We start from the raw sequence: 21,720 nt of genomic DNA, 5'->3' as shown, positions 1-21,720 counted from the left end.
AACGAAACATCTATGACACTTATACCCAAGCCACCTCAAGATACAGACTTCAGCGTTTCACAGGTGTTTAATATCAAGGCGTTACTTTGCAATAATGGCAGTCCCTTTTAAGAAGTAACAACGATGAGAGTAAGCGCCTGTGAAACGCCCAACGGGTTGGTTTAAAAGCGATTTATACTGCGTTATTGATTTTAACAAGGGAACAACCATTATTTGCAATCAATGCCTTGTCTAAATCGCTTTTAATTCCAACTGAAACTGCATCTTGAGGTGGCTTGGGTATAGTATCGAGCTCAGCATAACAGAGCATATGCTTACAATGAAAAAAGTAGTGTGATGATAAAAAGCAGGGAACAAAAAAGCCGCATAAAGCGGCTTTTATATTCAACTAGATTGACGTTAAATTAAACGTTCATCGCAGTTTTAATTGCTTCTACAGCGGTATCAATATCAATCATTAGCTTTTCGCCAGTACGGCGATTTTTAAGTTCTACTTTGTTTTCATCAAGGTTACGTTCGCCAATAACCAATGTGAAAGGCACACCCAATAATTCCATATCGTTGAACATCACACCAGGGCGTTCTTTACGATCATCAAATAACACCTCTAACCCTGCTGCTTTTAACCCTTCATAAAGATTATTAGCAATATCAGGAATACGATGAGATTTGTGCATATTCATTGGCACAATAGCAATGTCAAATGGCGCAATAGGTTGAGGCCAAATAATACCGTATTGGTCATTATTTTGCTCAATAGCAGCAGCGACGATACGAGACACACCAATACCGTAACAACCCATGGTCATTATTTGGTTTTTACCTGTTTCGCTTAATACACCGGCTTTCATTGCTTCTGAGTACTTAGTCCCAAGTTGGAAGATATGACCAACTTCAATGCCGCGCTTGATTTGTAAGTTACCTTGACCACAAGGGCTGGCGTCACCTTCAACAATGTTACGTAAGTCAGCAACTAGGTAATCTGTTACATCGCGATCCCAGTTTATGCCACTGTAATGCTCGTCGTCTTTATTAGCGCCTGCAACAAAGTCAGCCATCACATTGGCTGTGCGGTCAATAATAATTGGCATAGATAAACCTACAGGTCCTAAAGAACCAGGTTTTGCACCTACAGCGGCAATAATATCAGCTTCTTTTGCCATCTCGAGAGGCGCATCGACTAATGGGTGTTTCTCTGCTTTAAGTTCATTAAGATCATGATCACCTCGCACAACTAAAGCAACCAAGCCTCGTTGCCCTTCTTCATTTGGCGCGCCATATACAATCAGCGTTTTAACACCACGATGTGGTTTTACACCGTAATGCTTTTTAAGCTCATCAATAGTTTTTGCATCTGGCGTAGGGAATGCTTTTAATTCTTTGCTCGGTGCAGGGCGAGCTTCACTTGGTGCGAGTGCTTCTGCTTTTTCAATGTTCGCAGCGTAGTCACTGGCATCACTAAATGCAATCGCATCTTCACCAGACTCAGCCAATACATGAAACTCATGCGATACGCTACCGCCAATTGATCCCGTGTCAGCAATAACTGGGCGGTAATCTAGGTTTAAGCGTTCAAAAATATTACAGTATGCTTTGTGCATCGCTTGGTAAGTTGCATCTAAACATTCATCACTTAAGTGGAACGAGTATGCGTCTTTCATGGTGAATTCACGTGCGCGCATTACACCAAAGCGAGGGCGACGTTCATCACGTACTTTTGTTTGTACTTGATACAAAGTGATAGGTAGTTGCTTGTAAGAGTTGATCTCTTTACGAACAAAATCAGTGATCACTTCTTCGTGAGTTGGGCCTAATGCAAACGTTCGATTATGGCGATCTGTAAAGCGGACTAACTCTGGGCCAAACTGATCCCAACGACCCGATTCTTCCCATAAATCAGCAGGCTGAATTACAGGCATTAGCATTTCGATAGCGCCTGCTTTATCCATTTCTTCGCGCACGATGTTTTCTACTTTACGTAACACGCGTAAACCAGAGGGTAACCAAGTATATAGGCCCGACGCGACGCGACGGATCATACCCGCTCTTAACATTAATTGATGCGATACAATTTCAGCATCTGAAGGCGTTTCTTTAAGTGTTGCGAGAATATATTGACTGGTACGCATGTTTATTCCGATAGTTATAAAATTATTATTTCAATAAGGCACTCAGTTTAGCAGTGGTTGCTTTTACACTAAAGCGCTAAGTGTGTTTTTCTAGTTTTTTTCTATGCTAGTGACGTAGTTATGTTCGCCGTTAACCTGCCAACGGATATTAAAATCATACAAGGTCATCCCATAACTTTGTTCACCCTCTTTTTGTTTTTTGTAAGCAGGGCGAGGGTCTTGCTTAAGGACATTATTGATAAAGTCGTGTAAATCAGGGTAGTCGGTCTGCTGTTTGATAAACTCGAGTACTGATGAGCTAAATTCAACGGTCATTTGCGTTTCTGGGCGAGTATCAGCAAAGCCTGCGGTTGCATCGACCATAGCATCAGAATAGGGTAAATAAGGTTTTATATCTAAAATTGGTGTGCCATCAAGTAAATCAATTCCCGCTAACAATAAGCATAATTGACCATTTTTATATTCAATGCCTTCGAGCTTTACTGCGCTCATACCAATGGCATTGGGTCTAAAGGTCGCACGTGTTGCAAACACACCTTTACGCTCATTGCCTCCTAAGCGTGGCGGTCTAACCATCGCAGAGTAACCTTTATCAGCGGTTTCATGAAAACGAAAGAGTAACCAAATATGGCTAAACTCATCTAAGCCACGAACAAATTCTTCACGGTTAAAATCAGCAGCAAACACAAGCTTTGCTTTGGCTTGTGGCACTAAACGAGGTTGGCGAGGAATAGCAAACTTCTGTTTATACGGAGATTGAATATGGCCAATGGCCGTTAGTTGAAAATCGTTCATGAAACTCAATGACTGTTGAAGATACGCCATTCTACCTGTTCATACTAAAAAAGGCAGCCTGAAGCTGCCTTAAACAAGGGGAGTTTATAAAAAATGTTAGAACATGTATTGCACTGAAAAAGATGCGACATCCATATCAGTATCAATATCGTCTTCTAATTTATAGCGTTCATACTCTAAGCGAACTTGCACGTTGCTTGTAAATGCGTACTCTAAACCCGCACCGTAAAATACATCACCACCACTTTGCTCAGCAGAAATTTCGCCAAGGGCAGGGATATCGCTGGTTACTTCTGCGTCCCACTCTAACCAACCGCCTTTAGCATAAACTGAAAAGCTCTCAGTAATTGGCGCTGCTAAGCGTCCGGCGAGAGATATACCATCTACTTCGGCATAGCTGTCTATGTCACTTACTTCATCAAAATTTTGATAAGCAAGTTCAAGACTTAAATATTTATTAAATTGGGTACCAATGTAGCCTTTGAGCATTTGTGAGTCATCGTCAAAATCAATGTCGTTTTCTGAATCTTCAAATTGAAAAGAATATTGACCGTAGCCGATACCAGTATAAATACGTGGTGAGTCCATCTCGTTAACATCAGCCTGCGCTGCAGAGTTAAAGCCAAGAGTTGCTAAAGCAAGTGCTGAAAGAGAAAGTGTTTTAATCATTAAATAGCTCCTTTATAAAATAAAAATAAATAACCCGTGGTTACTTGTCTCTTTTATAATTGCATCGATTATGCCAGCTTGAAGTTGGCTAAATTAAAAGCTAAAAAAGGTGTTTTTGTCTAATCTATCAGCAGGTTGGTGTGTTTTTATTCATGTGTTCAGTTTCGCCATGGAAAGCTTTTCATGGCGATATGTAAACTTTACTTAGTGATTATTCTGGCTCACATTTGTGTAGTAAGGTTTCAGTTTCAATGGCGATTTCTTTCATTTTTATTGCGTAGTTTTCAAGTTGTTTCTCTTCGCTACTCACTGCCACATATTCTGGCACATTAACAGGGTAGCCAGTTTCATCCATGGCTACGAAACTAATAACACAGTGATTTGTTTCAACCATATTTTGTGTTTTGGGATCACCACATCGCACTTGTATAAAGATTTGCATGCTTGTTTTACCCGTATGAGCGATTTTAGCTTCTACCTCAACTATTTGACCAACAAGAATAGGGCGGCGAAATTTAACACCGGCCACTGACACCGTAACGCAGTAGTGGCCACTCCAACCAGCGGCACATGCATACCCAGCTTGGTCAATCCATTTCATGACAACACCACCGTGGACTTTTCCTCCAAAGTTAACATCGGTGGGCTCAGCTAAAAAACGAAACACTACATTAGACGACGGCATACATATTACTCTTTACTATTAGACGGTTATTATTGAGCATAGCGCAAAAAAGGGGCCGAAGCCCCCTGCAATTTAGGATTAGTTCAAAATTTAAAATAATTTACATATTGGGGTAGTTTGGCCCACCAGCACCTTCAGGGGTTACCCATGTAATATTTTGGCTTGGATCTTTAATATCGCAGGTTTTACAATGCACACAATTTTGTGAATTGATCACAAATTCATCTTTACCGTTAACCTGTTGTACTTCATAAACCCCCGCAGGACAATAGCGCTGTGCTGGTTCGTCAAATTTTACAAGGTTTACGTCAATAGGGATGGCGCTGTTTTTTAGTTGTAAATGACACGGCTGAGATTCTTCATGGTTAGTGTTTGATAAAAACACAGATGACAACTTATCAAAGCTAAGTACAGCATCAGGTTTTGGGTAGTCAATTTTATCTGCTTGGTTTTTATCAACTAATGTGCAGTGATCTGGTGTGTTATCTTTAAAAGTAAACGGTAAGCCGCCACCAAACATATTTTGATCAAGGGTGTTATAAGCTCCTCCTATAAACTTACCGAGTTTATGCATTGCAGGACCAAAGTTGCGAGATTGGTGCAACTCTTTATAGGCCCAGCTTTGCTTAAAGGCTTGTGCATACTCAGTAAGATCAGAGTGCGCCTGTGCGTTACACAAGGCTTTAAAAATAACCTCAGCTGCAATCATGCCTGATTTCATTGCAGTATGATTACCTTTGATTTTTGCAAAGTTTAAGGTGCCAGCATCACAGCCAACAAGTAAACCACCAGGGAAATGCATTTTAGGTAAAGAATGCAGGCCACCTTTTGCAATTGCGCGAGCACCATAAGAAATTCGCTCACCACCTTGGAGAATATCTTTAAAAACAGGATGATGTTTCATACGTTGAAATTCATCAAACGGGCTTAAATGTGGATTTGAATAATTTAAATCAACAATCAGCCCCACTACAACTTGGTTGTTTTCACTGTGGTACATAAATGCACCGCCATTCGTATCCCCAGCGAGCGGCCAACCAGTTCCGTGAACAACGTTACCTTGCTTGTGTTTGGCAGGATCTATTTGCCAAATTTCTTTAAAGCCCAAACCATAATGTTGTGGTGATGCATCGGCATCAAGGGCAAATTGATTGATTAATTGTTTGCCTAAATGGCCACGGCAGCCCTCGGCAAATACAGTGTACTTTGCACGAAGCTCCATACCCGGCATAAAACCATCTTTTTCGTTGCCGTCTTTATCAAGGCCCATATCGCCAGTAACAATACCTTTTACAGTATCGTCTTCTATTATTAATGAATGAGCGCTAAACCCTGGAAAAACCTCAACTCCTAAGTTCTCAGCTTGTTCAGCGAGCCAACGACACACATTGCCCATAGAGACAATATAGTTACCCGTGTTATGAAAACTTTTTGGGGTCGCAAAATGAGGGATGGCAGTTGCTTTATTGTCATTATTAAACCAATAAATCTCATCATTGGTTACTTTAGTTGTAACGGGAGCGTCAAGGTCTTGCCAATTAGGCAGCAACTCATCTAATGCAGTGGTCTCAAATATTGCACCAGATAAAATATGGGCACCCACTTCTGAGCCTTTTTCAACTACGCAAATCGTACACTCTTGTTGTTTTTCTTGTGCTTGTTGCGCTAATCGGATTGCGGTAGCTAAGCCAGCAGGCCCAGCGCCGACAATAACGACATCAAATTCCATGGTTTCGCGTTCGACCATATTAACCTCTTTTGTGTGACGGACCTGTGCCTTTACGATGGCAATTTCATACTTGCAAATGAAACGTTACAGGTTAGGAATAGTTTAAGGTTATTTTAGGTTGACGTTTACGTCAACAGGAAGTAGTCTGAATTCATAAAATAAATAGGTTGACGTACACGTTACCTTGTAGGTTTAAATTAAAATGGAGTTCCTATGAAAGTTCTCGTACCAATAAAAAGAGTGATTGACTACAACGTGAAAGCACGTGTCAAAGCAGATAATAGCGACGTTGATCTTACTAATGTAAAAATGGCGATGAACCCATTTTGTGAAATAGCAATTGAAGAAGCAATTCGTTTAAAAGAAGCGGGTATAGCAACCGAGGTTGTTGCAGTTACAATTGGTGCTAAAGCATCGCAAGAGCAATTACGTACAGCGCTTGCTTTAGGAGCTGATAAAGCGATTCATATTGAAACGGATGAAAAATTAGAATCTCTGCATGTGGCTAAATTATTAGCTAGAATTGTTGAGCAAGAAGCGCCAGAGCTGGTTATTTTAGGTAAACAGTCTATTGATTCAGATAACAATCAAACAGGACAAATGCTTGCTGCGTTAACAGGGCGCGGGCAGGGTACTTTTGCATCTAAAGTAGATGTAGCCAATGGCACAGTAAATGTAACCCGTGAGGTCGATGGTGGTTTGCAAACTGTCGCACTTAAATTACCCACTGTAGTGACGACTGATTTACGCCTTAATGAACCTCGTTATGCTTCATTACCGAATATTATGAAAGCAAAACGTAAGCCGCTAGATGTCATTGCAGCTGATAGCTTAGGTGTAGATTTAACACCGCGTATTAGCGTTGTTGAAGTACATGAACCAGCAAAGCGAAGTGGTGGCATCATTGTTGACGACGTTGCTCAGTTAGTTGATTTATTAAAAACACAAGCGAAGGTGATTTAAATGAAAACATTAGTTATTGCGGATCATGACAATGGTGTTTTAAAGCCTGAAACGTCAAAAACGATTAATGCGGCCTTAAAGCTTGGTTTTGCTGTTGATGTACTCATCGCGGGTGAAAATTTAGCACCGATGAGTGAAGAGGTTGCCAGCATTGCGGGTGTAAACGGCGTATTAGTTGCCGATAACAGTGAATATGCTCATCAATTAGCAGAAAATATCGCTGATTTAGTGCTATCACTTGCACCGGAGTATTCACACCTTGTAGCGAGTGCAACAACAACGGGTAAAAACTTTATGCCACGTGTTGCTGCCTTATTAGATGTAGCGCAAATTTCAGAAATCATTGACGTAGTTGATGGCGACACATTTAAACGCCCAATTTATGCAGGTAATGCAATTGCGACAGTTAAATCATTAGATAGTAAAAAAGTGATTACGGTTCGTGCGAGCAGCTTTGATTTACAAGGCGAGCAAACAGCTGCCGATATTACGGCTATTGACGCGGTATTTAGCAGTCAATCGAGCTCTTTTGTTAGTGTTGAACAAACCGAATCTGAACGTCCAGAGTTAACGGCTGCGCAAGTGGTTATATCAGGTGGGCGTGGCATGCAAAACGGTGAGAACTTCTCATTACTACATGGTATTGCTGATAAGCTTGGTGCTGCCATTGGCGCATCGCGTGCTGCGGTTGACGCGGGCTTTGTACCCAATGATATGCAAGTAGGTCAAACGGGTAAAATTGTTGCGCCTAACTTATATATTGCAGTGGGTATCAGCGGCGCAATTCAGCACTTAGCAGGCATGAAAGATTCAAAAGTGATTGTTGCAATCAATAAAGATCCAGATGCACCGATTTTCCAAGTGGCAGATTACGGCCTAGTTGCTGACTTATTTGATGTGCTACCAGAGCTAGAAAGCGCGCTATAATAACTCTGATTGTTAAAAGCTGTTGTGACTATTTTCATGCTCGCACAGCTTTTTTATTTTGCTTACCTGAATTCACCTCAAAACACATTTTAAAATATCTTTTCATTGCTTTTCAGCTCAAAAACCATAGATCACACTTCATTTTTTTATTGATTAATTTTACTTATCCTAACGCTAAAAATAACTCGTTGGTCAGAAAGTTAAAAAACCTTTATAAATCACTCGTAGCTTAGGCTAAAGCACCCATCCTGTTAAGTTAGCGTGTTATTTATAACCCTCACTTAGCAGTATGGGTGTTTCTATTTAAGCGTATACCTAAACCAACCCTGTGCAACGCTTTGTCTGCCTCTAGAGGTGGCTTGGGTATATACGCATTTACTTTATTTTGACTTATTTTTAGGAAAAGTCGTGTTTAAAACCTTAATCGTGGTTGATAACAACGAGCAAACCCTTGCTCACTCATTTGAAAACGTAATTACCTTCAATACCTATTTACGTGACTACCCAAAGCTTAATGAGCCAAAAACACGCATTATTAACTTGTGTGACTCGAGCCAATACTTGAGCAAAGGCTATTATTGTTCATTACTTGCAGAGGCCCGTAAACATCAAGTATTACCGAGTGTGAAAACCATCAATGCCTTACGAAGTGGCCAAGCTTTAATGCTTAATTTAGGCCAAATTGACGGTACGTTCTATTTTGGTAATGCTGTAAATGAACTGCAAAGTAAAGCGGCAAAAGCGGTATTTAAACAATACCCAGCACCGATCTTATTTGTTGATCACGCAGGGTTATTACAACAAGGTTCTTTAGCGTCACTTAATAGTGAGCAGCACCAAGAGTTTGTCGCCAAGCTAAACGAATTTACACAAACGCAGTGGCGTATTAGTGATACGCAGAAACGCCACCGTTGGGGAATGGCAATTTTGGTTGATCACAACGAAAAAGTGCCGCCAAGTGATAAAGACGCCATTGCGCGCTTTATAAAAGCAGCCGCTAAGCATGGTATTCATGCTCAAGCGCTAAGCTTTGAAGAGATTGATAACATTGCACAGTTTGATGCGCTATTTATTCGTCAAACGACCGCGATTGATCACCCAACTTACCGTCTTGCAAGTAAAGCGCAAAGTTTAGGGCTCGTAGTGATTGATGATGCAGATTCGATTTTGCGTTGTTGTAATAAGGTATATTTACATGATGCGTTTAACTATCAAAAAGTACCAAGTTTAAAAACCATGGTAGTGGCTGATCAAACAGACGAAACAATTACACAATTAGAAGCGACATTTACTTACCCGTTAGTACTGAAAATGCCAGAAGGGTCATTTTCGAAAGGTGTTTATAAAGTTGCTGATCAAACTGAGCTGAAAGTTAAGCTAACGGAACTTTTTGAATTTAGCGCATTAGTGCTTGCACAAGAGTATATGTACACAGAATACGATTGGCGAGTGGGCGTATTAAACGGACGCGCTATTTATGCCTGTCGCTATTTAATGGCGCGTAATCATTGGCAAATTTATAACCATGATGCAAAACGGTTTTTCTCGGGTGGGTTTGAAACACTGCCAACTTTTGAGTTACCAAAAGCAGTATTAGACGCCGCTTTAAAAGCGTGTAAAACGGTTGGTAAAGGCTTATATGGCGTAGATGTAAAAGAGCATCAAGGCCGTGCTTATGTGCTTGAAGTAAACGACAACCCAAGTATTGATCATAAAGTAGAAGATGCCTATTTAGGGGATGAACTTTATATGATCATCATGGATGAATTTAAACAGCGACTTGAAGCAAGAGGCCGCGGTTAATGACTCAATATGATGTGGCAGTTCGTGCTGCCACTGACTTAGATTTAAACGCGTTACTTGAAATAGAACAACAAAGCTTTAGCCAAGATAGGTTAAGTGCACGGAGTTTAAAGCGTTGGATATCGGCTAAACACGGCATCTTACTCGTTGCACAGTGTCAGCAGCAATTACTCGGTTATGGTTTAGTGTGGTGTCATAAGGGAACGCGGCTGGCGCGGTTATATTCGCTTGCAGTTACGCCACACGCACAAGGTAAAGGCATTGCACAGCAATTATTAAAGGCACTTGAGCAGGCAACAGCACAGCGTGGACGACTGTATATGCGCTTAGAAGTTGCAGTAAATAATACCCAAGCAATTGGCCTTTATGAAAAGCTAGGTTATCGAGTATTTGGCCAATACAGTGATTATTACGATGATCATAGTGATGCGCTACGGATGCAAAAAAACATTCGTCAAACTGACGAATTACAGTTTGCACGTTTAACGCCTTGGTATCAGCAAACGACAGAGTTTACATGTGGGCCATCCGCCTTGTTAATGGCTATGGGCAGTGTGAATCAAAAGCAAGTGCTTGATCAAGGCGCTGAGTTAGCTATTTGGCGAGAAGCAACCACTATATTTATGACCTCAGGACATGGTGGGTGTCATCCGTTAGGCTTAGCTTTAGCTGCCGATAAACGCGGTTACGATGTGGAAATAATGCTTAACACTGAGGATGCCTTATTTGTTGATGGTGTACGCAGTGAGACTAAAAAAACAGTGCTACGTGTTGTCCATCAGCAGTTTGTTGAGCAAATTTCGCAGCATGAGTTAAGTATTAACTACAGTGATGTAGATTTAAGTCATATAGAGCAGTGGGTAGAACGTGGTTTCAGTGTCTTAGTGTTGATCAGTACTTATCGTTTTGATGGTAAAAAATCACCGCATTGGGTGTGTATCACTCATCTTGATGATCACTGCTTATATGTTCATGATCCATTTTGTGAAAACGATAAACAACGCGCACTAGATTGCCAGCATGTGCCTGTATCGCGTGCTGATTTTTCGAGTATGGCCGCCTTTGGAACAAGTCGATTACGTACTGCTGTTGCAGTTAATTTATCAGCCCGAATTAAGGGTAAATAATTTATAAGGAAAGCGAGTGACATTATACGAGCTTGTTGATGTGGCGCCTTATTCATGGTCTGCTATTGGGACAGCCGCATTTTGCGGCGCAATTATAGGTGCCGAGCGTCAACTAAGAGGAAAACCTGTGGGTATTCGTACCTCTGCGTTAATTACCTTGGGTACTTACTTGTTTTTAGCGACTGCCTTTAATTTACAGGGCGATGTAATAGATCATTCACGGGTGGTTGGGCAAATAATTACTGGCATTGGGTTTTTAGGTGCTGGCGTTATGCTAGCAAAAGACGGGGCTGTTGTTGGCGTAACATCAGCAGCGACTATCTGGGTTTTGGCCTCAATAGGCGTGATGATAGCAACGCATAGTCTGGCACCTGCGATTAAGCTCTCAGTGCTGGTAGTGGGCATTTTATATGGTGTTGATGTGCTTGAAGCGCAATTTAAAAGCTTGAGTAAAGGCGTACACCGACATGTTAAAATTTATTCCAAGCGCTATTACAGGCGTAATAAAGAGGAAGAAAAAAGCCACGATTAAGTGGCTTATAAGTAATTAAAAGCGCTATTCGTTAAGTTCAAAAGCCTTACCATATTCAATGCTTTTTAAAATTGTTGTAGCAATTAATAGGGGGTCATCAATCATTGGTACATGGCCAATGTCTTTTAAAATCAGAGAGCGAGCGTCGGGGAGGCGCTCTTTAGCTATCACAGCGTTTATATTCGGTGGAAATAAGAGATCACATTCAGGCCATACCAAAGTACAAGGACAAGGCAGTGGCTTGGTAAAATTAAGCGACTGTTTTGTATTAAAAAGTGATCTTTTAACTTCGCAGTACAGCATATCTTCTACCATGGCAGTAAATTCACATCCACTGAGCTTGTTTCCATATTTTGCAACGTCTTTTAATGCCAACATTCTTATTAAAGATGACTTCGCTAGTAAAGGTAACAGTGGTTGTGTGATTTTAGCAATAAATGCCAGGCGCTTTAATTTTTTAAGCGCAAGATGTTGTCCATGTTGTGGCGTGTTCCAAAAACCTGCTGGAGATATGGCACACACACTTGCGGCTCGTCCTCTTTTAGCGAGCTCGATAGCGGCCCACCCGCCCATAGAGTTGCCGGTGATATGGGGTTTATCGATGTTGTACTTATCTAACAATCGCTCAAAGTCATCTATTATGTCGCTAATTTCTATACTGCTAGTGGCTTTATTACCGCCTCGATGGCCAAGTGCAGTGAATGCGAAGACTTCATTTGAAGGGCTTAATAAGGGCACAACGTGTTTCCATGTATTGCAAGATGATGTCGCGCCATGCAGTAATACGATGGTTTCCCCTGTTCCTTGATGGATCATGACTGTCCTTTATGACGGTAATACGCACAATATTATAATGCATTTAACTAGGGCGTGTTGACCTTTGTGGATTGAAATTTGTTCAATCTAGGGGCGATTTAATCGCGGCGCGAGGTTTGTAACCTAGCGGGCTAAGTAAAAACCGAGCAAAGCTTCCGCGTCCTGCTCACGCCCCTTACCTACATCCGTGTAGGTAACAAAGAGTCAATCGCCCCTAGGAAGAACCTTTTGGGCAGCGCATGTTTGGCATTTATACTCCGTTATCGCCTATTTATGGGGAACAACCAAACACCATAGGTTCTGCTTAGCCTAAATACCAAACAACCTGCTGCAAAATCAATCACGAAAGGTCAACACGCCCTAATAGATTAGCCAAATAGTTTTCTTCTAACGACTTTTCGATACTCACTTGGTGTTTGCGAGAGTACTTTTTTAAACACGCGGGTTAAATGCCCTTGATCATTATATCCCACCTCAAGAGCCACTTCTTGAATTGATAAGTTAGAGCAAGCAAGCAACTCTTTAGCCGTTTGAACTCGCAATTGCTGCCAATACTCTATTGGACTTTGATTGGTCGCACTTCGAAAACGACGTGTAAAAGTACGGTAACTTAAACCAAATAGTTGTGCAACATCGTTTAAACTTTGCTCAGTGGACACGTTGTTTTTTAACCAAAATTGAATTTGTGCAATTAATTCATCTGGATGTCTATCAACGGCACCCTCTAAATATCTTTGCTCTTCATATGGCTTACGTATTTCATGAGAAAAATTGCGCTCAACATGTTGTGCGGCTGCTTGCCCATAATACTGGCTTATAACATGTACGATTACATCCGCGAGTGCATTTAAGCTCGCAACACAATATAAACGCTCCGACTGAGTGATAAAAAAATCAGGTTTAAGCAATACTAATGGATAATCTCGCTTAAATTGTTCAGCATAATGCCAATGTGTTGTTGCAGGGTGACCATTTAATAGTTCAGCTTCGGCGATAAGACAATTGCCCGTGCCCACTCCAATAATCGAACTGCCATTTTGCCAACTCGCCCCAAGCCATTTAACTAGCTGGTTATTTGCGCGGACTACAGGGCGGGGGTTTCGCCAAATTCCTGGCACAATTATTAAGTCACTGTGAGGCGCAGTAAGGTGCGTATCATCTGGTAAAATAGCTAACCCGCTGCGATTTTTGATTGGCTGTGTATTCTCAGCAATTAAATTAATGGTTAATGGTCGAAAAGGGATTGATTGAAGATGGCTTTTTGCAAAGGCTTCGCCTGCTCTTAGCATCTCTATTGGTAAGGTTAAACTAGTGATCAATAAATGCTGGTAAACCAAAATACTGATCTGTAATGACGATTGTTTTTTGTTTGTGTCCATTTAATTGCTCCGACCAGTTATCGCTGGCCTGTTAGGCTGGTTATTTGGCTATTTAAGCACAATCTGGAATGTTAAATCCATCTAAACTGTATACATACCCGATAACACGTTTTCTCAAGGCAAATTATGACAGCATTATCCGTTATTGTCGGCATGGGCGGAATTAACGCCGCAGGCCGTACTTCATTTCATCAAGGCTATCGTCGTATCGTGTTAGACAGCTTGAGTGCAAATGCTCGCCAAGAAACATTTTTAGGCTTAGCAACTTTAATGAATCTTGTTTCAATGCAAGAAGGTGAATTAAAAGATGAGTCTGGTAAGGTTGTTAGCCAAAATGATATTGAGTCGTTATTTGGCGAGCAAGTGATTGCAGGCACCTTGATCCGTAAGATTGAAAAGAATCACTTTGATGTTGATGCCACACCGTGGCAGCAAAAAATGACCTTCACAGCCAGTGATGAACAAAACATTGTATTTGAAACGCGCCGTCGCGATTTACCGCAGCCTATACCTGCTAGCTGGCTTATTGAAGATTTAGAAGATAAAAAAGTAAAAATAACGATCAGTGCAGAAGTTGCGATTAAACATGACAGCACCCGTGATAATCCAATAAAAGCAGCGGGTCAGTTACCTACCGGTTTTGATCCATCTACTATGTACAATAGTCGTTACCAACCGCGCGGGCTGCAAGCGACAATTTTTGCTGCAACCGATGCAATTAAGTCAACGGGTTTAGATTGGCAATCTATTATGAACAGTGTTGAACCCGATCAAATCGGCACATATTCAGCGTCAATTGCTGGGCAAGTTAATGATGAAGGTTTTGGTGGTTTAATTCGTTCTCGCCAGCAGGGCGAGAGAGTAAGCACTAAGCAGCTTGCACTTGGTTTAAATACTATGTCTACGGACTTTATTAATGCTTATGTAACTGGAAATGTAGGCACTACATTTACTACATCAGGTGCATGCGCTACATTTTTGTACAATTTACGTGCGGCAGTAAATGATATTCAAGCGGGGCGTACTCGTGTTGCAGTCGTTGCCAGCGTTGAGTGTGCAATTACACCTGAGATGATCGAAGGCTTTGGTAATATGGGGGCGCTCGCTAACGAAGAGGGCTTAAAACGTTTAGATGGAACTGATACGGTGGATCATCGTCGTACAAGTCGGCCTTTTGGCGAAAACTGTGGTTTTACAATTGGTGAAGGCGCGCAAGTTGTTATTTTGATGGATGATGCACTTGCATTAGAGCTCGGCGCTCAGATCATGGGATCTGTTGCCGATGTATTTGTTAATGCGGATGGTGTTAAAAAATCAATTACAGCCCCAGGTCCAGGTAATTATATTACGATGGCTAAATCGGTTGCATTGGCTGCTAATATTTTAGGTATTGACGCTGTTCAACAGCGAAGCTTTATTTTAGCGCATGGCTCAAGTACACCTCAAAACCGCGTAACAGAGTCACTTATTTATCACCGAGTGGCACAAACATTTGCAATAGATAATTGGAAAGTGTCAGCGCCTAAAGCGTTCGTTGGTCATACATTAGCCCCCGCGAGTGGCGATCAGTTAGCAATGGCGCTAGGTGTATTTACACACAATATTATGCCGGGTATTACCACGATAGATAAAGTAGCTGATGACGTTCATAGCCAACACTTAGATATCCGTACAGCGCATTATCAATGTGATGATATGGATATTGCCTTTATTAACTCAAAAGGTTTTGGCGGGAATAATGCAACTGCCACGGTACTTTCACCTAAAGTAACAATAAATATGCTTGCTAAGCGCCATGGCAGTGCAGTTATGAATAAATACGCACAAAATAATAAAGCAGTTAAAGCAGCTCAAGCTGATTACCAGCAACAAGCTGATTTAGGTCAGTATGCGCTTATTTATCGCTTTGGAGATGGCATGATTGAAGAAAATGACATTGTCATTTCTGATACGCAAATGAATATTCCAGGCTTTGAAAAAGCCATTAAATTTAGTAAGACGAATCCTTATCAAGATATGTTTTAAGCACATAACTCTTGAATGGCAAGGCGCTTTTATAGCGCCTTTTTTATTGTTTAAAATAGGAGCGTGTTAAAAGCTGTAATTGTCATTGGCTGTATTTTTTTGTTGAACTACCGCAGTTTACGCGACCTGCTCTGTATCCTTGTTATAATTTCAAGCACTTAAAAGGCTAAAGTTAGAGAGACCTATGATTGCCAGTTTATTATTATTAAGTGCCAGTATTACATTAGATAGCCATTTGCCACCGTTACTACCATGGCAAGGGCAAAGTTTGGCACTACTGCAACAAAAAGGTCCTTTAACAACCGACTTTGAGCTGAGCGAAGGTTTAGAATCACCAAATTATCAGTTAACGATGGAATTTGTAGATCGTCTTGTCGCAGCTAATCCAACTCAATTTGAAGTGCAAACCATTGCTCACAGTGCAAGTGGCCGCGCTATCAAAATGATCATAGCAAGTGAAACCGGCGAGTTTTCTGCCTCGCAATTATCGCATACCAATAAACCGACCATCTTTATTCAAGCTGGTATTCATGCGGGTGAAATTGACGGTAAAGACGCAACATTTATGTTATTACGCGATATAGCGACTGGTAAACGTCGTGATATTTTAAGCCAAGTGAATATACTCTTTATTCCGATTTTAAATGTGGATGGCCACGAGCGCAGTAGCCAGTTTAATCGTATTAATCAACGTGGGCCTGTAAAAATGGGCTTTAGAACCAATGCAAACAACCTTAATTTAAATCGAGATTATACAAAACTAGATACCCCGGAAGTAAGAGGGGTTATGAATATGATTAATCAATTTTCTCCTGACTTATACATTGACGTTCATGTCACTGATGGGGCGGATTACCAGTACGATGTAACGTACGGTTACAATCCTGTTTTTGCAAGTGAGTCCCCGAGCGTTTCAGATGCACTTAACCAATACTTCAAGCCTGTAATTGATACTAAATTACAAGAGTCGGGTCATATACCGGGACCACTTGTATTTGTAATGGATAAACGCGAGTTTAAAAAAGGGTTAGCAGGATGGGTAGCAACACCACGCTATTCAAATGGGTGGGGAGATTTAAGATCGTTACCGACGATACTTGTTGAAAATCATTCGCTGAAACCTTACAAACAACGCGTACTTGGTACATATGTGTTTTTAGATGGTGCAATATCTGCGTTAGCACAGCATCATCAGCAATTAGCAGCTGCTGTGCAAAAAGAGCACGAATTTGTTCCTAGTCAGCTTATAGTGCAACGCGGGTATGCAAAAAAGGCCAATTCGATTGAATTCAAAGGCATAAAATACGCTCGCAGCAAAAGTACCCTCAGTGGTCAAATGGAAGTTAAATATTTAGGTGAAAAGCAAGCATACACAGATTTACCTATCTATTGGCAAAAAGAAGTTACTAAGACAATTACAGTGCCTGCTGCATTTTATATACCTGCGGCATACCCAAATATAATTGAAAAATTGAAATTGCAGGGTGTTTTAGTTGAAAAAATAACGACAGCTTCACAAGGTGTAGATGACTTAAAGGTTGCAGTAGTCACTGAACATGAATTTGATAAAGCACCATTTGAAGGACGCTTTAGAGTCAATGCGAAGTTTGACATTCAAACAGCTGCTCCCCAAAACTTAACGGGTTGGTTTAAGGTTGTTACGGCGCAACCCCTAGGTGAATTAGTTGCACATTTGCTTCACCCAGCAGCACCAGACTCATTTTTCGCATGGGGGGAGTTTAATACGATTTTTCAACGTACTGAATACATGGAAAATTACGCATTAGCCCCCTATGCACGCCAAATGTTAAAAGACAAACCTGCGTTGGCACTTGAATTCGATAAAAAAATTAGGGAAGATTCAAATTTTGCAAACAATGCTCAAGCTCGATTGAATTGGTTATATGAAAAAACCCCATTTTATGATCAAGCATATTTGAAATACCCAATCTTAATGGCATTTAATGCTCAACCAGAAGTAAAGAATTAAGTCATGGAAATTATTACGTTACCAGTAACAGCGTTTGCACAAAATTGCCGTATTGTTATTTGCAAAAAAACACGTAAAGCAACGGTTGTAGACCCTGGTGGAGATGCAGATAAAATCATTACTGAGCTTGCTAAATATGATTTAACCCCAGATTGTATTTTGTTAACTCATGGTCATCTTGATCATGTTGGCGCAGCAAAAATACTGGCCGATCATTTTAGTATTGATATTGTAGGGCCGCACAAGGATGAGTTATTTTGGTTTGACGCATTACCAATGCAAGCTCAGATGTTTGGCTTTAAACCGTTAACACCATTTACGCCAACACATTGGTTATCAGGTGGTGATATATTTTCTGTCGGTGAGCTGCGTTTTGAAATACGCCACTGCCCAGGTCATACTCCTGGACATATAGTGTTTTACGAACCGACGCATGGCGTTGTATTTGTGGGGGATGTTATTTTTAAAGGCTCAGTAGGGCGCACTGACTTTCCTAAAGGGGATGCGCAGCAACTACTCGAGTCGATTAAAAAACATATTTTAACCTTGCCAGAAGAAACACGTATTTTATCTGGGCATGGACCGGACACTAAAGTAGTGACGGAGCGCATATCAAATCCATTTATAAGCGGTAAATTTGGTTAATAACGCATAAAGAATGCATAAAAATACAAGACGGATTAAATAAAGCAATGTATAATTTAACCAATTAGTAATATAAAAAAGAATTATTATGTCTTTAAATCATGTTGATCGCCAAATTTTGGCACTATTACAGCAAGATGCTAGTCTTTCTACAGCTGACATTGCTGATAAAGTAGGTTTGTCTCAATCGCCTTGTTGGCGCCGTATTGCTAAACTTGAGCAAGATGGTTATATCAAAGGAAAAGTTGCCTTACTCGACGAGAAAAAACTTGGCTTTGACATGCTAGTTTACGCTCATGTACGCTTATCAAATCATGGCCGTACAAATTTAGCTGAATTTGAAAGATTAATTTTGAGCTATGATGAAGTAACTGAGTGTTACAGTATGGCAGGTACAATGGACTTTATGTTGCGCATTATTTCAAAAGGAATTGAAGGGTATGAGCAGTTTGTACGTGATAATTTATTAAATCTAGAATTTGTTCAAGAAGTTCACTCTAATGTGACTATGACATGCGTTAAACGCAGCACGTCACTGCCTCTTTAATACCATTTTTAACAGGTTAAATAGATTATCATTACTCTTTTTTAACCTGTTTCTACAATTTATACTAAAGCAGCATACCGATTCAAACTTTAGCTGTATCATCGTTGTTTATTATCTTTAAATTACTTTGCATTAATGCTATTCCCTTTTAAAAAAGGAACAATGTGCAGTGTAAGCCTCTATTAAACCCATAACAGAAACGCGCAGCGGATGTTGTTTGGGTATACATTGTTAACCTGTACTTAATTTGTTAGAATTCAGCGCTTTTTTTGATCCCACACACCCAAGAGGAATTCAATGTTTAACTTACTCAGCAAGGCGCCAAGCTCTGCTAAAAACGACATACTGTCAGGTGTCACGGTTGCGCTTGCACTCGTCCCTGAAGCTGTTGCGTTTGCTTTTGTTGCAAATGTAGAACCTTTAGTTGGTTTGTACGCAGCATTTATAGTTGGTTTGATAACTGCTATTTTTGGTGGACGTCCGGGAATGATCTCAGGTGCAACCGGTGCACTTGCCGTAGTAATGGTAAGTTTAGTGATGGATCATGGTGTTGAATATCTCTTTGCCACTGTTCTGCTCATGGGGATACTGCAAATATTAGCCGGGGTCTTTAAGCTTGGTAAGTTTATTCGTATGGTACCGCACCCTGTTATGCTCGGCTTTGTGAACGGACTTGCAATTGTAATTTTCCTCGCTCAACTTGGTCAGTTTAAAGTGCCAGATGGTCAAGGAGGTATGCAATGGATGACAGGCTCGCCGATGATGATCATGTTAGGGTTAGTCGCTTTAACAATGGCTATTATTCACTTTCTACCAAAGTTAACGACGGCAGTACCGTCTACGCTTGTGGCAATTGTGACGGTAACAGCATTGGTAATGGGCTTAGATTTAGAAGCACGCACTGTACTTGATTTCCTCAAAGATATGACGGGTGATAGCGCAGCAACAATTGCTGGTGGCTTACCTGAGTTTCATATTCCAATGGTTCCATTTACGTTTGAAACCCTTAAAATCATTTTACCTTATGCATTAATTTTAGCTGCAATTGGTTTGATTGAATCATTACTAACGCTTAGCCTAATTGATGAAATTACAGAAACGCGCGGGCACAGTAATAAAGAGTGTATTGGTCAAGGCGCTGCAAATGTAACGTGTGGTTTCTTTGGTGCAATGGGCGGGTGTGCAATGATTGGCCAATCAATGATCAATATTAATTCAGGTGGCCGTTCGCGTTTATCAGGTATTACCGCTGCATTAATGTTGCTAGGTTTCATTATTTTTGCTGCAGGCTTAATTGAGATGGTCCCACTCGCTGCTCTTGTGGGTGTAATGTTTATGGTTGTATTAGGCACGTTTGAATGGGCGAGTTTCAAAATGATGAAACGCGTACCAAAGTCAGATGCCTTTGTGATTGTTTTAGTATCGGGTGTGACAGTTATTACAGATTTAGCGATTGCAGTATGCGTAGGTGTGATTGTATCGGCCTTAGTATTTGCATGGCAACATGCTAAACATATCTTTACTACAAACTATATAGATGAAGAGGGTGCTAAAGTATATGAATTACACGGACCTTTATTCTTCGGATCAGTGAAACAGTTTTCTGAATTATTCGATATTAAAAACGATCCTAAAGACGTTATTATAGAGTTTAAGTACAGCCGTGTTGCTGATCATAGTGCGATAGAAGCAATAGATGCTTTAGCTGATAAATACACTAAAGCAGGTAAGCAACTTCACTTACGTCATTTAAGCCCTGACTGTACACAGTTGCTTCATAAAGCACGTGATTTAGTTGAGGTTAATGTGATAGAAGATCCAACTTACAAAGTTGTGTCGGATAAACTTGCATAAGCACGTTTCTCATATGGATTAAAAAAGCGAAAGCATAAATGCTTTCGCTTTTTACTATCCACATAAATAATATCAATCAACCATTATATAATGATGGCTAGTTAGTAATTCTCTGATATCTTTTGTCTTTAGAAAGTCAGATATTAATTTACCTTTTTTAACTGACTCAGCAGACTGCGTATTTACAATTAAAACTAATGGTCTTACAAAGTTATAATGGCTAGTTTTAACGGTCTCTTGCGTTGGGCTGACATCATTAATACTTAGTATTCTAATCTTATCGATTAGCTTTGAGCTTTTAAGTTGTGATACTGCACCAAAGGAATCAAACGCGATTGCATTTGGTATGCGTTGTACAATTCCTAACGCCTGATTAAATTCATTGTATAAAGCCACGTCTTGTTTGGAAAAGAGCCCTCTATTTCCTGATGATTTAAATTTAATGGCGTCCGGTTGTGCTGATTTCATGTAATCAAGGTTTAAAAATTCCAAAAACACATCAAATGTACCGTGTTGAATACCTTTGCTGAATAAGTGTATTTGGTTATCTTGCTCTGACTTTGCAGTGTTTTTACCGCTCACTTGGCTCCAAAGGGTATATTTACCGCGATAAATATCACTGAGTTGTTCAGTGGATAGGTTTTTTATTGGATTTTCAATATTGGTAAAAAAAACTAAAGCGTCTTGGGCCAAAACAGTTTGCTTTAAATTAGGCCAACGTTCTTGCTCTGCTTTGGTCATATAGCGAGAAGATGCGCCTATATCTACTAAGTTCTCACCAATGGCTTGTATACCTTTATCACTGCCCATCCCTCGTAACTGCATTACACTCTGTTCAGTATTGTTAAAGTCAGCTTGAACAAGCTCTAACATTTGTACTACAGAGGTTGAACCTGCAACTAAAATTGTTTGAGGCTGTTGGGTATCAAGTTTTTGAGTATCAAGGTTTGAAAGTTGTGTTGATGAGGCGGCAACACAAAAGAATAAATTAGTGACAAGCAATAGGTGTTTAATCATATATATATCAGGTTATTGTTTTTTATAACTATAGTTGAAATTTAAAAAAGTATTTTAAATTTACAAAAAAACCAACACAAAGGTTGGT

At 40.4% G+C, this 21,720-nt stretch carries 18 protein-coding genes; 10 read left to right on the top strand and 8 right to left on the bottom strand.

Features of this window, described 5'->3' with window-relative positions:
- Positions 1–404: 404 nt before the first annotated feature.
- The 5 genes from HH219_RS01530 to HH219_RS01510 all read right to left on the bottom strand — a co-directional run bounded on the left by HH219_RS01530 (position 405) and on the right by HH219_RS01510 (position 6,025).
- The gene (locus HH219_RS01530; RefSeq protein ID WP_054204640.1) at positions 405–2,129 is read right to left on the bottom strand and encodes a proline--tRNA ligase; all 1,725 of its coding nucleotides are present in this window, start codon (positions 2,127–2,129) and stop codon (positions 405–407) included.
- 90 nt (positions 2,130–2,219) lie between these two features.
- Positions 2,220–2,924 carry a tRNA (N6-threonylcarbamoyladenosine(37)-N6)-methyltransferase TrmO gene (gene tsaA, locus HH219_RS01525; RefSeq protein ID WP_054204639.1) on the bottom strand — a complete coding sequence of 235 codons (705 nt, stop codon included), beginning with the start codon at positions 2,922–2,924 and terminating at the stop codon, positions 2,220–2,222.
- A 96-nt stretch (positions 2,925–3,020) separates the two neighbouring features.
- Entirely contained in the window at positions 3,021–3,593 is a 573-nt protein-coding gene (locus HH219_RS01520; protein ID WP_054453020.1) for an outer membrane beta-barrel protein, read from the bottom strand.
- A gap of 211 nt (positions 3,594–3,804) precedes the next feature.
- Complete coding sequence (locus tag HH219_RS01515; protein WP_054204637.1) at positions 3,805–4,278, bottom strand: acyl-CoA thioesterase; 474 nt, start codon at positions 4,276–4,278, stop codon at positions 3,805–3,807.
- 100 nt (positions 4,279–4,378) lie between these two features.
- The gene (locus tag HH219_RS01510) at positions 4,379–6,025 is read right to left on the bottom strand and encodes an electron transfer flavoprotein-ubiquinone oxidoreductase (protein WP_054204636.1); all 1,647 of its coding nucleotides are present in this window, start codon (positions 6,023–6,025) and stop codon (positions 4,379–4,381) included.
- Between the two features lie 195 nt (positions 6,026–6,220).
- On the opposite strand from HH219_RS01510, the gene HH219_RS01505 reads away from it, so the two are divergent.
- The 5 genes from HH219_RS01505 (at position 6,221) to HH219_RS01485 (ending at position 11,359) form a co-directional block, all read left to right on the top strand.
- Entirely contained in the window at positions 6,221–6,970 is a 750-nt protein-coding gene (locus tag HH219_RS01505; RefSeq protein WP_169326425.1) for an electron transfer flavoprotein subunit beta/FixA family protein, read from the top strand.
- A complete protein-coding gene (locus HH219_RS01500; protein WP_169326424.1) occupies positions 6,971–7,897 on the top strand; it encodes an FAD-binding protein in 927 nt (308 codons plus the stop codon).
- Positions 7,898–8,305: 408 nt separating this feature from the next.
- Positions 8,306–9,700, top strand: a complete 1,395-nt coding sequence (locus HH219_RS01495) for a RimK family protein (RefSeq protein ID WP_169326423.1) — start codon at positions 8,306–8,308, stop codon at positions 9,698–9,700.
- Positions 9,700–10,827: a GNAT family N-acetyltransferase/peptidase C39 family protein gene (locus HH219_RS01490; protein WP_169326422.1), complete on the top strand. Its 1,128-nt coding sequence runs from the start codon at positions 9,700–9,702 to the stop codon at positions 10,825–10,827. Before HH219_RS01495 ends, HH219_RS01490 begins: the two co-directional genes overlap by 1 nt.
- Positions 10,828–10,843: 16 nt before the next feature.
- A complete protein-coding gene (locus HH219_RS01485; RefSeq protein WP_054204631.1) occupies positions 10,844–11,359 on the top strand; it encodes an MgtC/SapB family protein in 516 nt (171 codons plus the stop codon).
- A 24-nt stretch (positions 11,360–11,383) separates the two neighbouring features.
- Here HH219_RS01485 and HH219_RS01480 read toward each other — a convergent pair whose 3' ends face one another.
- Both HH219_RS01480 and HH219_RS01475 read right to left on the bottom strand, forming a co-directional pair.
- Positions 11,384–12,175 (bottom strand): alpha/beta hydrolase, encoded by a 792-nt coding sequence (locus HH219_RS01480; RefSeq protein ID WP_169326421.1) that lies wholly within the window; start codon positions 12,173–12,175, stop codon positions 11,384–11,386.
- Between the two features lie 368 nt (positions 12,176–12,543).
- Entirely contained in the window at positions 12,544–13,554 is a 1,011-nt protein-coding gene (locus tag HH219_RS01475; protein ID WP_169326420.1) for a helix-turn-helix domain-containing protein, read from the bottom strand.
- A gap of 126 nt (positions 13,555–13,680) precedes the next feature.
- On the opposite strand from HH219_RS01475, the gene HH219_RS01470 reads away from it, so the two are divergent.
- From HH219_RS01470 to HH219_RS01450, 5 genes are all read left to right on the top strand, one after another.
- The gene (locus HH219_RS01470; protein ID WP_169326419.1) at positions 13,681–15,579 is read left to right on the top strand and encodes a beta-ketoacyl synthase; all 1,899 of its coding nucleotides are present in this window, start codon (positions 13,681–13,683) and stop codon (positions 15,577–15,579) included.
- A gap of 184 nt (positions 15,580–15,763) precedes the next feature.
- Complete coding sequence (locus HH219_RS01465; protein WP_169326418.1) at positions 15,764–17,569, top strand: M14 family metallopeptidase; 1,806 nt, start codon at positions 15,764–15,766, stop codon at positions 17,567–17,569.
- Between the two features lie 3 nt (positions 17,570–17,572).
- The gene (locus HH219_RS01460; RefSeq protein ID WP_169326417.1) at positions 17,573–18,214 is read left to right on the top strand and encodes an MBL fold metallo-hydrolase; all 642 of its coding nucleotides are present in this window, start codon (positions 17,573–17,575) and stop codon (positions 18,212–18,214) included.
- 88 nt (positions 18,215–18,302) lie between these two features.
- Positions 18,303–18,761 carry an Lrp/AsnC family transcriptional regulator gene (locus HH219_RS01455; RefSeq protein WP_016707271.1) on the top strand — a complete coding sequence of 153 codons (459 nt, stop codon included), beginning with the start codon at positions 18,303–18,305 and terminating at the stop codon, positions 18,759–18,761.
- A gap of 297 nt (positions 18,762–19,058) precedes the next feature.
- Complete coding sequence (locus HH219_RS01450) at positions 19,059–20,615, top strand: SulP family inorganic anion transporter (protein WP_169326416.1); 1,557 nt, start codon at positions 19,059–19,061, stop codon at positions 20,613–20,615.
- Positions 20,616–20,687: 72 nt separating this feature from the next.
- Here the strand turns inward: HH219_RS01450 and HH219_RS01445 are convergent, their stop codons facing one another.
- A complete protein-coding gene (locus tag HH219_RS01445; RefSeq protein ID WP_169326415.1) occupies positions 20,688–21,632 on the bottom strand; it encodes a substrate-binding domain-containing protein in 945 nt (314 codons plus the stop codon).
- Between the last annotated feature and the right edge of the window lie 88 nt (positions 21,633–21,720).

Origin of the sequence: Pseudoalteromonas sp. NEC-BIFX-2020_015 (genome assembly GCF_012952265.1) — a bacterium.
GTDB classification, from domain to species: domain Bacteria; phylum Pseudomonadota; class Gammaproteobacteria; order Enterobacterales; family Alteromonadaceae; genus Pseudoalteromonas; species Pseudoalteromonas neustonica.
Note: the sequence above shows the minus strand (reverse complement) of the source record. Positions and strands in the feature narration are given on the sequence as shown.

Excerpts from the sequence above, each read along its gene's own strand:
- HH219_RS01475 (WP_169326420.1), bottom strand. The coding sequence starts at position 13,554 with ATGGACACAAACAAAAAACAATCGTCATTACAGATCAGTATTTTGGTT.
- HH219_RS01480 (WP_169326421.1), bottom strand. The coding sequence starts at position 12,175 with ATGATCCATCAAGGAACAGGGGAAACCATCGTATTACTGCATGGCGCG.
- HH219_RS01505 (WP_169326425.1), top strand. The coding sequence starts at position 6,221 with ATGAAAGTTCTCGTACCAATAAAAAGAGTGATTGACTACAACGTGAAA.
- HH219_RS01520 (WP_054453020.1), bottom strand. The coding sequence starts at position 3,593 with ATGATTAAAACACTTTCTCTTTCAGCACTTGCTTTAGCAACTCTTGGC.
- HH219_RS01460 (WP_169326417.1), top strand. The coding sequence starts at position 17,573 with ATGGAAATTATTACGTTACCAGTAACAGCGTTTGCACAAAATTGCCGT.
- HH219_RS01450 (WP_169326416.1), top strand. The coding sequence starts at position 19,059 with ATGTTTAACTTACTCAGCAAGGCGCCAAGCTCTGCTAAAAACGACATA.
- HH219_RS01500 (WP_169326424.1), top strand. The coding sequence starts at position 6,971 with ATGAAAACATTAGTTATTGCGGATCATGACAATGGTGTTTTAAAGCCT.
- HH219_RS01470 (WP_169326419.1), top strand. The coding sequence starts at position 13,681 with ATGACAGCATTATCCGTTATTGTCGGCATGGGCGGAATTAACGCCGCA.
- HH219_RS01510 (WP_054204636.1), bottom strand. The coding sequence starts at position 6,025 with ATGGTCGAACGCGAAACCATGGAATTTGATGTCGTTATTGTCGGCGCT.
- HH219_RS01445 (WP_169326415.1), bottom strand. The coding sequence starts at position 21,632 with ATGATTAAACACCTATTGCTTGTCACTAATTTATTCTTTTGTGTTGCC.
- HH219_RS01530 (WP_054204640.1), bottom strand. The coding sequence starts at position 2,129 with ATGCGTACCAGTCAATATATTCTCGCAACACTTAAAGAAACGCCTTCA.
- HH219_RS01490 (WP_169326422.1), top strand. The coding sequence starts at position 9,700 with ATGACTCAATATGATGTGGCAGTTCGTGCTGCCACTGACTTAGATTTA.
- tsaA (WP_054204639.1), bottom strand. The coding sequence starts at position 2,924 with ATGAACGATTTTCAACTAACGGCCATTGGCCATATTCAATCTCCGTAT.
- HH219_RS01465 (WP_169326418.1), top strand. The coding sequence starts at position 15,764 with ATGATTGCCAGTTTATTATTATTAAGTGCCAGTATTACATTAGATAGC.
- HH219_RS01455 (WP_016707271.1), top strand. The coding sequence starts at position 18,303 with ATGTCTTTAAATCATGTTGATCGCCAAATTTTGGCACTATTACAGCAA.
- HH219_RS01515 (WP_054204637.1), bottom strand. The coding sequence starts at position 4,278 with ATGCCGTCGTCTAATGTAGTGTTTCGTTTTTTAGCTGAGCCCACCGAT.